General features: G+C 44.7%; 13 protein-coding genes. 5 read left to right on the forward strand and 8 right to left on the reverse strand.

All coding sequences use genetic code 11. The features are described 5' to 3' along the window. The first annotated feature begins 11 nt into the window (after positions 1 to 11). A complete protein-coding gene (hemY, locus tag EP58_RS08400; RefSeq protein ID WP_036092366.1) occupies positions 12 to 1427 on the forward strand; it encodes a protoporphyrinogen oxidase in 1416 nt (471 codons plus the stop codon). Between the two features lie 59 nt (positions 1428 to 1486). On the opposite strand, the gene EP58_RS08405 is transcribed toward hemY, so the two are convergent. Beyond that, complete coding sequence (locus EP58_RS08405; RefSeq protein ID WP_036092370.1) at positions 1487 to 1711, reverse strand: hypothetical protein; 225 nt, start codon at positions 1709 to 1711, stop codon at positions 1487 to 1489. 247 nt (positions 1712 to 1958) lie between these two features. Between EP58_RS08405 and EP58_RS08410 the strand changes: the two genes are divergently transcribed. Both EP58_RS08410 and EP58_RS08415 read left to right on the forward strand, forming a co-directional pair. Next, positions 1959 to 2306, forward strand: a complete 348-nt coding sequence (locus EP58_RS08410) for a hypothetical protein (RefSeq protein WP_036092373.1) — start codon at positions 1959 to 1961, stop codon at positions 2304 to 2306. A gap of 126 nt (positions 2307 to 2432) precedes the next feature. After that, positions 2433 to 3203 (forward strand): Cof-type HAD-IIB family hydrolase, encoded by a 771-nt coding sequence (locus EP58_RS08415; protein ID WP_036092430.1) that lies wholly within the window; start codon positions 2433 to 2435, stop codon positions 3201 to 3203. A gap of 242 nt (positions 3204 to 3445) precedes the next feature. On the opposite strand, the gene EP58_RS08420 is transcribed toward EP58_RS08415, so the two are convergent. From EP58_RS08420 to treR, 7 genes are all read right to left on the reverse strand, one after another. Beyond that, on the reverse strand, positions 3446 to 5119 hold the full coding sequence (locus EP58_RS08420) for an alpha,alpha-phosphotrehalase (protein WP_036092374.1): 1674 nt from the start codon (positions 5117 to 5119) through the stop codon (positions 3446 to 3448). A gap of 12 nt (positions 5120 to 5131) precedes the next feature. Further along, positions 5132 to 6550 (reverse strand): PTS trehalose transporter subunit IIBC, encoded by a 1419-nt coding sequence (treB, locus tag EP58_RS08425; RefSeq protein ID WP_036092376.1) that lies wholly within the window; start codon positions 6548 to 6550, stop codon positions 5132 to 5134. Between the two features lie 147 nt (positions 6551 to 6697). Then, positions 6698 to 7375: an ABC transporter ATP-binding protein gene (locus tag EP58_RS08430; protein ID WP_036092379.1), complete on the reverse strand. Its 678-nt coding sequence runs from the start codon at positions 7373 to 7375 to the stop codon at positions 6698 to 6700. A gap of 17 nt (positions 7376 to 7392) precedes the next feature. Next, positions 7393 to 8814, reverse strand: coding sequence for an ABC transporter permease (locus EP58_RS08435; protein WP_036092382.1), 1422 nt, complete (start codon positions 8812 to 8814; stop codon positions 7393 to 7395). A 66-nt stretch (positions 8815 to 8880) separates the two neighbouring features. Continuing rightward, positions 8881 to 10335: a sensor histidine kinase gene (locus EP58_RS08440; RefSeq protein WP_052171407.1), complete on the reverse strand. Its 1455-nt coding sequence runs from the start codon at positions 10333 to 10335 to the stop codon at positions 8881 to 8883. Continuing rightward, positions 10310 to 10978 carry a response regulator transcription factor gene (locus tag EP58_RS08445; RefSeq protein WP_036092385.1) on the reverse strand — a complete coding sequence of 223 codons (669 nt, stop codon included), beginning with the start codon at positions 10976 to 10978 and terminating at the stop codon, positions 10310 to 10312. Before EP58_RS08445 ends, EP58_RS08440 begins: the two co-directional genes overlap by 26 nt. Positions 10979 to 11045: 67 nt before the next feature. Continuing rightward, on the reverse strand, positions 11046 to 11765 hold the full coding sequence (treR, locus tag EP58_RS08450; protein WP_036092388.1) for a trehalose operon repressor: 720 nt from the start codon (positions 11763 to 11765) through the stop codon (positions 11046 to 11048). Positions 11766 to 11919: 154 nt separating this feature from the next. Here treR and cas6 point away from each other — a divergent pair, with 154 nt between their 5' ends. Together cas6 and EP58_RS08460 are read left to right on the forward strand one after the other, a co-directional pair. Beyond that, positions 11920 to 12642 (forward strand): CRISPR-associated endoribonuclease Cas6, encoded by a 723-nt coding sequence (cas6, locus tag EP58_RS08455; protein ID WP_036092391.1) that lies wholly within the window; start codon positions 11920 to 11922, stop codon positions 12640 to 12642. A gap of 157 nt (positions 12643 to 12799) precedes the next feature. Further along, the gene (locus tag EP58_RS08460) at positions 12800 to 13468 is read left to right on the forward strand and encodes a Bax inhibitor-1 family protein (protein WP_036092393.1); all 669 of its coding nucleotides are present in this window, start codon (positions 12800 to 12802) and stop codon (positions 13466 to 13468) included. Positions 13469 to 13473 lie beyond the last annotated feature (5 nt).

Genomic DNA, 13473 nt, shown 5'->3' on the forward strand with positions numbered 1-13473 from the left:
GAGTGTTTCCTGTGGTTAAGAAAAAGATAGTTGTGATTGGTGGAGGTATTACAGGATTATCCAGTACGTTTTACTTGAAAAGGGAGCTTGAAAAAAAAGGACTGGACTACGAATTAGTGTTGTTGGAGGCTGGAACAAAAGTTGGGGGAAAGATCGAAACCGTGAGGCGTGATGGCTACGTGATTGAGCGGGGACCTGATTCGTTTTTACGGCGAAAACCGGAGATGCAGGAATTGGTACGGGATCTTGGACTTGCGGACCAGTTGGTGGAGAATGCGACGGGGGATAATTATGTGCTCGCAAAACAAGGACTGCATGCGATTCCTCGTGGTTCGATTATGGGGATTCCAGCGCGATACCGTCCGTTTTTCAAGACCGGATTATTATCGGCGAGTGGGAAACTGCGCGTGATGGGTGATTTGTTTATGGGAAAGCAGCAAGTGGACGGCGCGGATATGTCTTTGGGGGCATTTTTGCGTGCGCGTGTTGGGGATGAGATGGTCGACAATGTTTTAGAGCCGCTGATGTCAGGAATTTATGCAGGGGATCTGGATGAAATGAGTGCTGAGGCGACCGGTGAGCAATTTTTAAAATTGGAGCGGGAGCATGGTAGTTTGATCAAAGGGATTCGCGCGATTTATAATGAAACGACGGCGAAACAGAGCACAGAATCAACGTTTTTGACCCTGCGCCAAGGTTTGACGACGATTGTAGAGGCGCTGGAAAAAGAGCTCTCTGCTAAAATTATTAAAAAAGGCAAACGTGTGCATAAAATTTCGAAGCAGACGCGCGGCTATGAGTTAACGGTGACGAATCAGGAGAAGCTTTTGGCGGATAGTATTTTTATCGCGTTACCGTATCATGAGATTATTCCGATGTTCCGAGATGACGCGATTTTTGAGGATATTGGCGAGATTCCAGCTGCGAGTGTGGCGACGGTCGGGATGATTTTTCCGAAAGAGGCGATTGAGAAGGATATCAAGGGAAGCGGTTTTGTTGTGTCGCGAAATGAGGATTTTTCGATGACGGCGTGTTCTTGGATTCACCGAAAATGGCCGCATACGGTTCCTGATGATAAAATTTTGCTGCGTGCGTTTGTTGGTCGTAGGAAAGAGGAATCGATCGTGGAGCTGGCGGATAAGGCGATTGAGGAGACGGTTCTGAGCGATTTGAATCGGATTATGACGATTAATCAGGCGCCGGAGTACACGATGGTTACGCGGTGGCGGAATAGTATCCCGCAATATACCGTGGGACATGTGCAGCGCAAAGAAGCGATTTTTGAAGAATTTAGGGAAGCCTATCCGGGCGTCTTTGCTGGTGGTGCATCGTTTGACGGCGTCGAGTTGTCAGAATGTGTACGGCAGGGGAAAGACGGGACGGCGTCGGTTTTGGCGTTTTTGGATGATTTAGACGTGCGGGTTTAGAGGAATTTGGCAATAAAAAAAGAAGATGCTTGACATCTGGTTCGGTGACAAGCATCTTTTCATAGGAAGCTTAGAACCAAGGCTAATAATAGTAGCCCGATGATCAATAGCAATGTTTTGGTGAGGAGTGATTTCACGCTGAGTTTACGACCCAATATATCGTCCAAAAGAGCAATGACGTAGACGAAACCTAATCCGATAAAAGCGGCATACGTTCCTCCAAAGGCTAATAAAAGTAAAAGCCCAGAAATTAAAATACTGTATAGAATTTTTGTGTGATTCATGATAAGTAGGATCTCCTTATTTTTGTATTATAATCCAATCATAGCATAAAAAAATAGAGAGAGCAGATCTAAGAGACTCAAACTCGGTTGGGAAGCGTCGGTTTTGGCGTACTTAGAAAAGCTTGTAGCGCAATGAAATAAAACGCTTTCAAAATTGTTATCATAATACTATCTAGTTTTAATCATATTCTCATTTTCTTCGGGCATACTAGCATTATAGACAAACCCACTACGGGAGGAAAAAACAATGAATAGATTAGAAAAGAAAAGAATTGCAGAGAATATCAATTTATATATAAGATTGAACGGCTTTACGAAACGCTCTTTTGCGAAGGCTACGAATTTTTCTCAAAGTACGGCGGAAGCGATTTTGAATGGCAAAGTCATAAGTAATGCGAAATTCAATAAATACATAGTGAATATAACTGAAAAGCTAGGTTTGGATGCTCATTATTTTAAACAGGATAAGGAAACAATCTTGTCCATGCCGATTCATTATCAAGAGGAAGAAGATAAGATTCATATTGGTGACGAGAAATACAATACGATTAGCGCAATGCTAAAAATTGGTGATGTTTATTATAGTAACTTGTAAGCGAAAACCGGTTGGTGTCCAAATAGGATGCGAATCGGTTTTTTGATTGGGAAGCGGAACGATGCGTGCATGTCAAAGTTATGGTATTGTGAGAAGATACATTGTTTGGAGAAGGGATTTGATGAGTTGAAACCAGCAGCGATTTGTTTTTTTGATTTGGATGGGACGTTATTGACGAGTGATTCGGTCGTGGCGGAGAGTTCGGTGAGGGCGTTACGGGAATTGCGCGTGAAAAATGTCATGCCGATTATTGCGACGGGGCGGACGTTATGCGAGATTGAGCATGTACTCGCGACGACGGAGATGACGTCTGTGATTGCGATGAACGGGCAGTATGTTTTGTATGATGGAAAAGAGGTTTATACGAATCCGATTGATGTGGAGGAGATTAAGGCGCTTCACCAAGGTGCGCAGTCGCAAAACGTGGAAATGGCTTTTTATACGGAGGCAAAAATTCGTGGAACGGCGCAAAATGAGGTTATGGAGAAGCATTATCGGTATTTGGGTGAGGAATCGCCGGATGTGGATGCGGCGCTTTATTTGAAGGAACCGATTTATATGTTGCTATTGTTGTTGGAAAAAGGGGACGATTATTTTCCGGAGCGCTTTCCTTATTTCCAGTTTGTGCGCAATACGCCGTTTAGTAATGATGTGGTGCCAAAGTGCGGTTCGAAGGCGCAGGGCATTGCTAAGTTGCTTACAGTGATGGGTTTTGAGGATGTTCCGACTTATGCGTTTGGCGATGGCATGAATGATTTGGAGATGTTCGGGGCGGTGGATCACGCGATTGCGATGGAGAATGCAGTGCCAGCGCTTAAGGAAAAAGCCGAGTTTGTGACAGCGGATAATAATAGCGATGGGATTGAAAAAGGACTGCGATTGTGTGGTTTACTTTAAAAGAAGACATGAAAAGACCAGATGATTGCCCATCTGGTCTTTTCTAGCGCTCTTAAACTGCCTTCCACAAAGCATTGATGTTTAAGAGGTTGGCAGTGGAATCTTCACACTGCTTGTAGGCTCATCGCATGAAGTAATCTTACCACGCGATAAGGGGAATGTAAAGGTTTATTTGTTGTGGTTCTTTGAAGCAAAGCGAATTTGTAGTCTTTGGTGCGGGAAATCATGAAAAAGCCGTTTTTCTAGATTGTTAGGTGGAGCATCAAAGCCTCGTATGGTTGCAGCACGATCTTATTTGTCATCGCCTTATGCGGATAGTTGGACTCGAGAATTTGGCAATTTTTATCGTGGTGGCGTTCTGGAAGGTTCCAAACTTGTTCCTCCGCGCTAAAATTACCAACTACGAGCAATGTTTCGCCGTTCCATTGGCGCTCGTAGTCGTAAATCGTTTCGCTGGCGGCGTCCAGTAACGCGAAATCACCATTCGCAAAAATATCGTGACCGCGGCGCAAGGCGATTAAACGCTGATACGTGTAAAAAATCGAGTCGGGATTCGCGAGGGCTTTCTCGACGGTCCAGCTATCTTCGTGAATCGGTGCCAGCCAAGGCGTCCCATCTGTGAAACCATGATTTGGACCGTCATTCCACTGCATCGGAATCCGCGAATTCTCACGTGATTTCTCACGCAAAATCTGCAAGGCATCGGTCTCGGAGACGCCATTCGCAAGCATTTGCTTGTACGCATTCCGTGATTCTGCGTCATCATACTGCGAAATATCCGTGAAGTTCGCATCGGTCATCGCGATTTCCTCTCCTTGATAGATGTACGTCGTTCCTTGCAAGCCGAACAGGATAATCGCTAAAAGTTTCGCGCTCTGTTCCCGGTACGCCTGATCATCGGCAAAACGCGCCAACGCCCGCGGTTGATCATGATTCGTCCAAAATAGGGCGTTCCAGCCACCGCCCGCCGCGATTTTCAACTGCCATTCTGCCATGACGCGTTTCAAGTCCGTCAAGCGATACTTCGCGCTAGCCCATTTTTTCCCGCCTGGATAATCGACCTTCATGTGATGAAAATTAAAGGCCATCGAAAGCTCTTGTCGTTCTGGATTCGTATATTTGATGCATTGCTCCGGCGTCGTGGATGACATTTCGCCAACCGTCACGAGGTTGTATTTATCAAAAACGCGACGGTTCATGTGATGCAAATACTCGTGGACATGCGGCCCATCAACGTAGAATTTACGACCATCGTCTTGCGCGGTTGCCAAGGAATCATTCGGGAAATCGGGATTTTTCGAGATATTATTAATGACGTCCAAACGGAAGCCGTCGATGCCTTTTTCGCCCCACCAAGCCATCATTTGATAGATTTCTTCTTGCAGTTTCGGGTTTTCCCAGTTTAAATCGGGCATGCCGACTTCATAGAGATGCAAGTAGTATTGGCCAGATGCCGCGTCGAGTTCCCACGCCGAACCGCTGAATTTCGATAGCCAGTTATTCGGAGGTCCGCCGCCTGTCGCCGGGTCTTTCCAAATATAGTAATCGCGATACGGATTATCCTTGCCTTTTAGCGCTTCCTGAAACCAATGATGCTGGTAGGACGTGTGATTGACAACCATATCCATCATAATTTTCAACCCACGACGGTGCGCTTCTTCTAAAAGTTCTTCAAAATCCGCCATCGTTCCGTACTGCGGGTCTATCGCGAAATAGTCCGCAATATCATAGCCATTATCGCGTTGCGGCGACACGTACATTGGCGTTAACCAGAGCAAATCGATGCCGAGTTTTGCAAGGTAATCTAATTTTTCAATAATACCGCGGATATCCCCGATGCCATCACCGTTCGTATCGTTAAAACTGCGCGGGTAAATCTGGTAAACCGTTCCTTTTTGCCACCATTCGTTATTCATCTAAAAATCCTCCTAAAATCCTGCATTTCCTTGTTTTCGTCTTGCCATTCCGATAATAAATGTGAGTACAAATGGTACGCCAATCGCGATTAGCATGCCAATAGCGTAGGCGCCCCAACCAGCCCGTGTAATCGACAGAATCGAGAACAAGCCGCTGACACCAATGGATTGGGAGATGACACCATTGTACGCGATGAAACCACCTGCGAGCCCTGCGCCAATCATCGAACAAACGAAGGCGTACTTGGCGCGTAAATTGACTCCGAACATCGCGGGTTCTGTGATGCCGAGATAGGCGGAAAGCGCGGAAGTGAGCGCGATACTACGGTTCTTTTTATCATGTGTGACAAAAGCCATGGCAAGAGCTGCCGAGCCTTGTGCGGTATCGGAAAGTGCTTGGATTGGCCAAAACATCGTTCTGCCAGTTGTTGAAATAAGTTGCAAATTGACGGCAAGAAAAGCGTGATGCATTCCTGTAATAACGAGTAGGGCAAAACATGCGCCGAATAGAACTCCGGTAATCATCGGTGAGATGTTAGATAGATGAACAATACCGTCCGTAATCCAATTGGAAATCCATAATGTAATCGGACCAATCGCAATCAGGGAAAGGGCGCTCGTCACAAGCAGCGTCACAGGAGCGACAACCAACAATTGGAAGGCATCCGCAACTACACGACGCAACGCTTTTTCAATGGAAGCGTATACCCAAGAGGCCACGAGAACCGGCAATACTTGACCTTGGTAGCCAATTTGCGCGACTTCCAGCCCGAAGAAATTCCAGTAATGCGGCTCCTTCACGCCGATATCATAAGCACTCATCAGCGCAGGATTCACGAGCACAAGTCCGAGCACAATCCCCATCAGCGGGTTCCCACCGAAATATTTCACCGCCGACCAACCAACAAGCGCTGGCAAGAAAGCAAAGGCGGTCCCAGCAATCATACTAATCATCCCGGCAATACTAGCCAAGTTCGGATACATATCAACAAGCGATTTACCCTCAACAAAAATGCCAACACCAACAAGCACATTATTAATACCGAGTAAAAGACCACTAGCAACAATCGCTGGCAAAATTGGAATGAAAACATCTGCCAGCATTTTCACGATTTTTTGCAGTGGATTCAATTTTTTCGCGTTTTCTTCTTTTAGTTCTGCGGTTGTGACTTCTTTGACATTTGTCTGGCGAACGAGTTCTTCGTAAGCTTTGTCGACGGTTCCTTGGCCGATAACGACTTGATACTGGCCATTGGAGCTGAAATTACCGCGTACAATGTCGATTTCTTTTAGTGCTTCTTCGTCCACAATGGATTCGTCTTTGAGTTGAAAACGGAGACGGGAGATACAGTGCGTCGCCATGTTGATATTATCTTCGCCACCAATTGCTGCAATAATCGCTGCAACATTCTTTTTTGTAACCTTTGCCATCTTAAATTCCCCTCTTTCTGAGCTAACTATAAAATGTAATCGATTTCATTAGATTTATTATAAGTTGTTTAAACAACTTATGCAAGCCTTTTCTTTAAATTTGTTTAAACAAATTTAAAGAAACCCCGCCAAGGCGAGGTTTCGGGGTTACGATGTTTGGATTAATTGTTTTTCTTTTAGTGTTAAGGTGATGTCGGATTGTTTAGCGATGGATTTATCGTGCGTTACCATGACAATGCATTTTCCTTTTTGATGTGCGAGTGCTTTGAACAAGTAGATGATTTTCTCTGCGGTTTCGCCATCTAGATTTCCAGTCGGTTCGTCGGCGAAGATGATCTGGGCGCTACCGGAAAGGGCTCGGGCGATGGTGACACGTTGTTGTTGTCCGCCGCTGAGTTGCAAGACTGGGCGCTTGATTTGGTCTTCGGTGAGCCCGACTTCGGTCAAAACTTTGACGGCATGGGCGCGCTTATTTTTCATGCCGGGGTGTTGGATGCCGATGGCGGTGATGACATTTTGCAGCGCGGTCATGTAGGGAATGAGATTGTACGCTTGAAAAATGATGGCGCAATGGTTTTTGCGGTACTTTTGCAAGCTGAGTGATTTGTTGAGGCTTTGTTTTTGGAATAAAACTTGGCCGGCGCTTGGGACATCGAGACCTGACGCGATGGAGAGTATCGTTGTTTTTCCAGATCCTGAGGGGCCTAGAATGGTATAGAACGTGCCGGCATCAAAGGAGTAGGATGTGTCGAGTAGAATGGTTTGGCTTTTGCCACCGGATTGGTATTTGTACGAGATATTATTCAAACTTAGAATGTTTTCCATATTGGTTCACCTGTCCTTTAATCATTTTTTGATAAGATCATTTTTGGTTGGAGTCTGATGATGAATAAGCATGGGAGTAAGGTTGCGATGATGACAACGAGCATGCCGATGCCGCCAACTTCGACCATGTCTTGTCTTGAAATGGTGACGTTTACTGAATCGATAGCTTCGCCTTTTGGTTTATCGGCTTCGTCGGAACCACCGAATGAGGCGACCATTCCGCCTGATTTTGGTTCATTAGCTTCGTCATCTTTGGCTTGTTGAACTTCTTTTGCGAGCATTTGATTCGTGACCGCTTGCCCAATTGGTTGGCTCGTGAAGCAGGCGATGGAGAAGGCGATCATGCCGATAATGATGACTTCGACAAGGAATTGTCCGATGAGTTTGGCTTTATTTTCGCCGAGTGATAGTAGGACACCCATTTCAAAGCGGCGTTCGCGAATCGATAGTAGAACGAGTAGCGCTAAAATAAGTCCGCCTGCAAGTGCCGTGATGACAACGATAATATTCGCGAAGGAAGCGACATTTTGGATAGGTGTAATCATTTTTTTGTAGGCTTCGTCGTTAGCATCCCATCTGTAGAAATCTTTGTCGACCTCGCTTACTTTAGAAGCTGCTTTTTTGAAGGCGTTGATGAGTTGTGGATCGGTCATGGTGTAGGTTGCTGATGTCAGGGAACCGTTATGTGAGAATGGCATCGCGGCATCGATAGGCATGTATATTTTATTGGCAGGCTCCATGAAATCTACAGGGAACTGTTGGGAACCGGTGGCTTGATTGCTCGTATAAATACCATGAACGGTAAATTCGATAGGTTTATTGGTTTCCATTTCTTTTAGTTTGAACGTATCGCCGACTTTGAGTTTGTTCTGATCAGCAAAGCGTTTTTCGATTACAGCGAGATTGCCTTTATCTTTGTTCGTGATACCTTTTCCAGAGACGATTTTTTCTTTGCCCTTTTTAAAAGTGGAGAGGCCATCCGTGTTGTTCGTACCGCTCAGCATGAAGTCTGGCATTTGTGCTTGGCCGTCTGCGCCACCAGCGACTGTCATACTATTTCCGCCGCCATCCGCATCCTCTTTTTTCTCGGATTTGACGGGGCCTTTGTCGACTTTTGCGGCTGAAGCATCGACGAGATATTGGTAGCTTGCGACTTGCTCTAAGTCTTTTACTTTTTTGATTGCTTCCAGTTTAAGCGGGGGAATTTCGCCGGGTTGTTTTCCAGCTTCCATATCTTTCATTAGCTTGTCCATATTTAAGTTTAGCGTGACGTCACCACCGAGTTTTTTGCGGGCGATATCTGCGCTTTTTTCGGTAGCTGATTGAATCGCGAAACCTGCGAATACAAGGCTACACAGTACAAATAGTAGGATCAGCATGAGAAGCGACTTCCCTTTCTTGGCCCAAATGCTGATGCATGCTCTTCTGATAAAATCCATATAAAAAAACCTCCAATTTCTTTGATAAAACTAACTTTACCGAAAGAAAATGGAGATATGGTGGACCTAATGTGTAGATTTAGTGGATTTGGGTTCCCAAATACGGAATAGGACGCCGTGTTCTTGATTTTCGAGTGCATAGGCGAGTTTTGACTTCTCAAGGAAAGTTGCGGTGATGAAGAGCCCGATGCCGCTCCCGCCTGTTGTTTTATTCCCAGATTTCTCGAGACGATAGAACGCATCGAAAAGTTTGGCGATTTCTTCGTCTGGAATTTTTGGTGCGTCATTATAGATGGAAAAATGCCAGCCGTCTGTTGTTGTGGTTAGCGTGATGGCGATTGTATCGTCGTTTTGAGAGTATTGGAAGGCGTTATGAATGACGTTCGAAATCGCTTTTTCGACGAGTTTTTGGTTAGCATGAATGTGTATATCAGGCGTGATTTGGTTATTCAGGCGACGATTCGCAGCTTCTGGATGCCACTGTTCTTGTTGGACGCAATCCATGATAAACGCGGAAAGGTCGAAGGTAGTTTTGCTCGTCTCAAAATCAGCGCTATCCACGCGAGATATTTCCAACATGTCTTGCACGAGCGCGGACATTTGCTCCATCGTCTCGTATGAAAGCTTCAGATAGGTATCGCGATCGCTGTAAGGTCCAACACGGTGAATCATCGCCTCGAGTTGCCCCATCACGGATGCGATAGGTGATTTCAGTTCATGCGACACAGCAGTGATAAACTGTTTTCGCGTCTCTTCCTGCGCACGTTCCTTCGCAATTTCCGTTTCGAGTTGCACATTGACTCGCTGTAAATCGATCAAAGTACCTTCTAATTCATGCGCCATTTCATTGAGATGTTGCGATAATTGGCCGATTTCGTCCGTTGAATTGACCGGCAAATTCTCAGAGAAGTCGAGTCGCGCCATTTTATTCGCGACAGCATTCATACGCAAGAGCGGCTTCACGGTTCTTTTCGAGAAAAAGTAAGCCGAGATAAAACTGAGAATGAGCACAAAAATCAAGAAGTAGGGGGCAAAAAGCAGCAATACAGACGAAATATCCGTCAACGGTTGAATATTAATAAAATAACGTAAGGTGTAAGGGACGCCATCAATCGTCAAATTCTTCTCAACACTCGTATCACCCGTGGATGAAAAAGTGGCGACAGGAGCTTCTGTGGTAATGGCAGTTGTAGCTTTCCCCATCGTATTAATCTCGGTAAAAGGGATGTAAATAATTTGATTCATGCTATTCAATAAGAACGGCGAGATGTTATTCGTCGACGCAAAATCATCAATCGCGGATTCGACGTCATCTAATGTGCCAGTTTTTGATGCCGCCACGACCAAATCCGCGCCATTTTCTAATTTTTGTTTTTTATAATCGAGGTAAAAGTTAGGCAGGAATAAGAGCAACATCGCGTAAATCAGGGCGGTGAATACGAGTAATAGCGCCAACGTGATGAAAAAAATCTTAGCACTGATTTTAGCGCGAATTTTAGTGATCCATTTTATAGCCAGCACCCCTCACTGTTTGGATTTTGTCGGTGGCGAGTTTCTTGCGCAGATTCTTGATGTGGGTGTTGATGATTTTCGTGTCAACGATGTATTCGTAATCCCAGGCCTGTTCCAGCAACATTTCGCGAGTGAAGACGCGGCCTGGATTTTTCATCAGCAATCGTAAAATATCGAATTCTTTTCGGGTTAATTCGACCGGTTGACCGTTTGATGTGACTTGAAATGTCTCGGTATTTAGCTCGATTTCAGCCAGTTTCAAAACCGACGCATCTTCATCCGTCTGACCCAAAGAAGTACGGCGAAGTAAGGCCTCCACGCGTTTTAGTAACACTTTATAGGAAAAAGGTTTTTGAATATAATCATCGGCGCCTAGTTCGAAACCTTTTAATTCGGAATCTTCTTCACCAAGCGCGGTTAGCATTAAAATAGGGGTGTCTGATTTGGTCCGAATGAGCTCACAAAGCGTGTAGCCGTCCATTTTTGGCATCATAATATCCATGATAATCAGGTCAAACGTCTGCGATTCGAAAATGCCAAAAGCCTCCATCCCATTTTCGGATGTAAAGACCTCGTATCCCTCTGCCATCAGGAATGCGCGGGTGACTTCCAGAATATTCGGATCATCTTCTACAACTAATATTTTCTTCATGTAAACCTCCTTGAAAACACGACTCACCTCATTATAGCGTACAAAGGTGGAGTTACGGTGGAGTAGTTTATTTTAATCGTTGCGCAGAATCAAAGAAAACGAAGCGGTCAGGGCGATGGCGTGATTCGGTGTACTCGAACATGGTCCCATCGGCGTCGTACGCATAGTTTTTGACGACCGCCAAGCAATCGTAGTCGGCTAAATCGAGATATTGCTTGTCATCGGTGAGTGCTTTTTCAACGACAATGTAGCGTTTGGAAGTCACGATTTTCACGCGGAGCTCGTCTTCAATGTATTCATAGATGGACTGCGCGGCTTTTTCAGGCGTCAAATCACGCACGACTTTCCGGTCAAAATAATTCACGTCAAGAATGAGTGCTTCCTCTTCGACCAAACGTAAGCGCTTGATATAGTAAACTTCGGTCCCGATAGGCAGCATCGTTTTCTCTGACAAAGCCGCATCGACCGTCAATTCCTCAAAATGAACGACCTTGGTCTGAAAAGTTTTGTGGTTACGAGTCAGGGATTCCTTCATGCTTTCCACGCCGCCAAACATGAATTCAATCGACTCATGTTGATGAATAACCATGACGCCTTTACCGCGCACACTTTGGACGTAGCCATCTTTGACCAGTTCTGAAATCGCACGCCGTACCGTGTTGCGACTACAATGAAAGCGTTCAACAAGAACATGTTCTGTAGGTAACATTTCCTTGAAAGCGTAGTGATCCTCGTCAATTTCTTTTTTCAATTCTAAATATATATCATGATACACTGCTTTACCCATGTCTTTCCCTCCGATTTCGCTGATTTGTTTAAACAGCATCTGCTTTTATTGTACTAAAGAAAGTTTGAGAAAGAAAGAGAAGGTTTTCATTGGATGTATATGGCAAATAGTGATATATTAGTATCGGGTGGAAACAATCAAGAGGAGGATTGGGATGAGACTAAAAATAAGTTGCGAGCTTAGTTCCAATAAGATTCCCGCAGACTACCGGCGTAAAGTCGTCAGCGTGATGAAGGCAGGGCTCTCAAAATCAAACGAGGCAAAATACAAAGAAATGTACAGCGGGAATAAACAAAAAAACTTCACGTTCTCTGTATACCTTCCAAAACCAAAGTTTAATGGGGAAATCATTGAGTTAGAACAGAAAAAAATCGTGATTAATTTCGCGACGGCCGACGCCGAACTTGGTATTAATTATTATAATGCATTAGTGAATGTGAAAGATAAATTGCTTCCATTTTCGCAGATGAACCAAATCAAAGTGAAAAATATCCAGATTGTACAGGAAGAACAAATCGTCTCAGAGCGCATGGCGTTCAAAACGTTGTCACCCATCGTATGTCGTGATCATAACAAGGAAACGAAGAAAGACTGGTTTTATTGGTGGGAAGAAGAAGATTTCGAAGCCATTTTAAAGCGGAATTTATATTTTCAGCTACGTGATAAATTCGGGGAATATGTCAAATCAGACATCGACGCGTTAGAGTTTCGCAAAGTCGCGATTAAGAAAACTGTCGTTATTTGTTATAATCTTCACGTGGCCTGTTCGCTCGGTAAATTTGAACTTGTCGGACAGCCATACTTATTGAACCACTTTGTCCAAGGCGGTATCGGCTCGATGCGCGGTATGGGTTTTGGCATGATCGAAGTGATTTAGAACATCTTTAATCTAATCAAAATGAAAACCATTTATAATAAAGAAGAAGCGCTGTTTCAACGATTTGGGAGTAGTGCTGTTTGGCACAGAATTTATTTTTAAAATTGGATGCAACATGGTATACTAGCGGAAGAATCAAAGGATGGGAGAGAATATAATGAATGAAACATATCGAAGCGCCGAGCATGCGGTAACAGGCGCAACGAAAGCAGAAATTATGCAAAAAGTACTGAACTGGTTCGTCATATCTTTAGTAATGGCAACGCTTGGAACTGTAATCGGACGAGGAATACCGTGGGCGTTTTATATCCCGCTTGTCGTGTTGGAGTTCGCCTTACTGATCGCGATGATTTTCGTACGTAAAAGCAAGAGCGCATCTAAAATTGGATACGGGTTATTACTCGCCTTCGCGTTTGTGACCGGGCTAGTCTTGGCGCCAACGTTACAATATTATTTAGATGCAGGGGCCGGAAACGCAGTCTTGATGGCGTTCGCGACGGCAACCGTTACGTTCACTGTACTCGGATTTGTTGGAGCGAAAATGAAAACAGACTTATCATTCATGGCAAAAGGATTGTTCGCGGCGTTGCTGATTGTCGTTGTTATTTCGCTGATCTCGATCTTCTTCCCGCTGAGCTCGCTGATGTCAACGATTTTTGCAGGAGCAGGGACGTTGCTGTTCTCGCTGTATATCCTGTTTGATTTCAACCAGATTATGAAGCGCGATGTGACGATGCAAGATGTGCCGGTATTGGCGCTTAGTCTGTACTTGGATTTCTTGAATTTATTCTTGTTCTTGTTGCGTTTGTTTACGGGGCGTAGTTAATTTCA

The sequence above is a fragment of the Paenilisteria newyorkensis genome (assembly GCF_000766145.1).
Classification (GTDB): Bacteria; Bacillota; Bacilli; order Lactobacillales; family Listeriaceae; genus Listeria_A; species Listeria_A newyorkensis.

Excerpts from the sequence above, each read along its gene's own strand:
- EP58_RS08405 (WP_036092370.1), bottom strand. The coding sequence starts at position 1,711 with ATGAATCACACAAAAATTCTATACAGTATTTTAATTTCTGGGCTTTTA.
- EP58_RS08410 (WP_036092373.1), top strand. The coding sequence starts at position 1,959 with ATGAATAGATTAGAAAAGAAAAGAATTGCAGAGAATATCAATTTATAT.
- EP58_RS08420 (WP_036092374.1), bottom strand. The coding sequence starts at position 5,119 with ATGAATAACGAATGGTGGCAAAAAGGAACGGTTTACCAGATTTACCCG.
- treB (WP_036092376.1), bottom strand. The coding sequence starts at position 6,550 with ATGGCAAAGGTTACAAAAAAGAATGTTGCAGCGATTATTGCAGCAATT.
- EP58_RS08430 (WP_036092379.1), bottom strand. The coding sequence starts at position 7,375 with ATGGAAAACATTCTAAGTTTGAATAATATCTCGTACAAATACCAATCC.
- EP58_RS08435 (WP_036092382.1), bottom strand. The coding sequence starts at position 8,814 with ATGGATTTTATCAGAAGAGCATGCATCAGCATTTGGGCCAAGAAAGGG.
- EP58_RS08445 (WP_036092385.1), bottom strand. The coding sequence starts at position 10,978 with ATGAAGAAAATATTAGTTGTAGAAGATGATCCGAATATTCTGGAAGTC.
- treR (WP_036092388.1), bottom strand. The coding sequence starts at position 11,765 with ATGGGTAAAGCAGTGTATCATGATATATATTTAGAATTGAAAAAAGAA.
- cas6 (WP_036092391.1), top strand. The coding sequence starts at position 11,920 with ATGAGACTAAAAATAAGTTGCGAGCTTAGTTCCAATAAGATTCCCGCA.
- EP58_RS08460 (WP_036092393.1), top strand. The coding sequence starts at position 12,800 with ATGAATGAAACATATCGAAGCGCCGAGCATGCGGTAACAGGCGCAACG.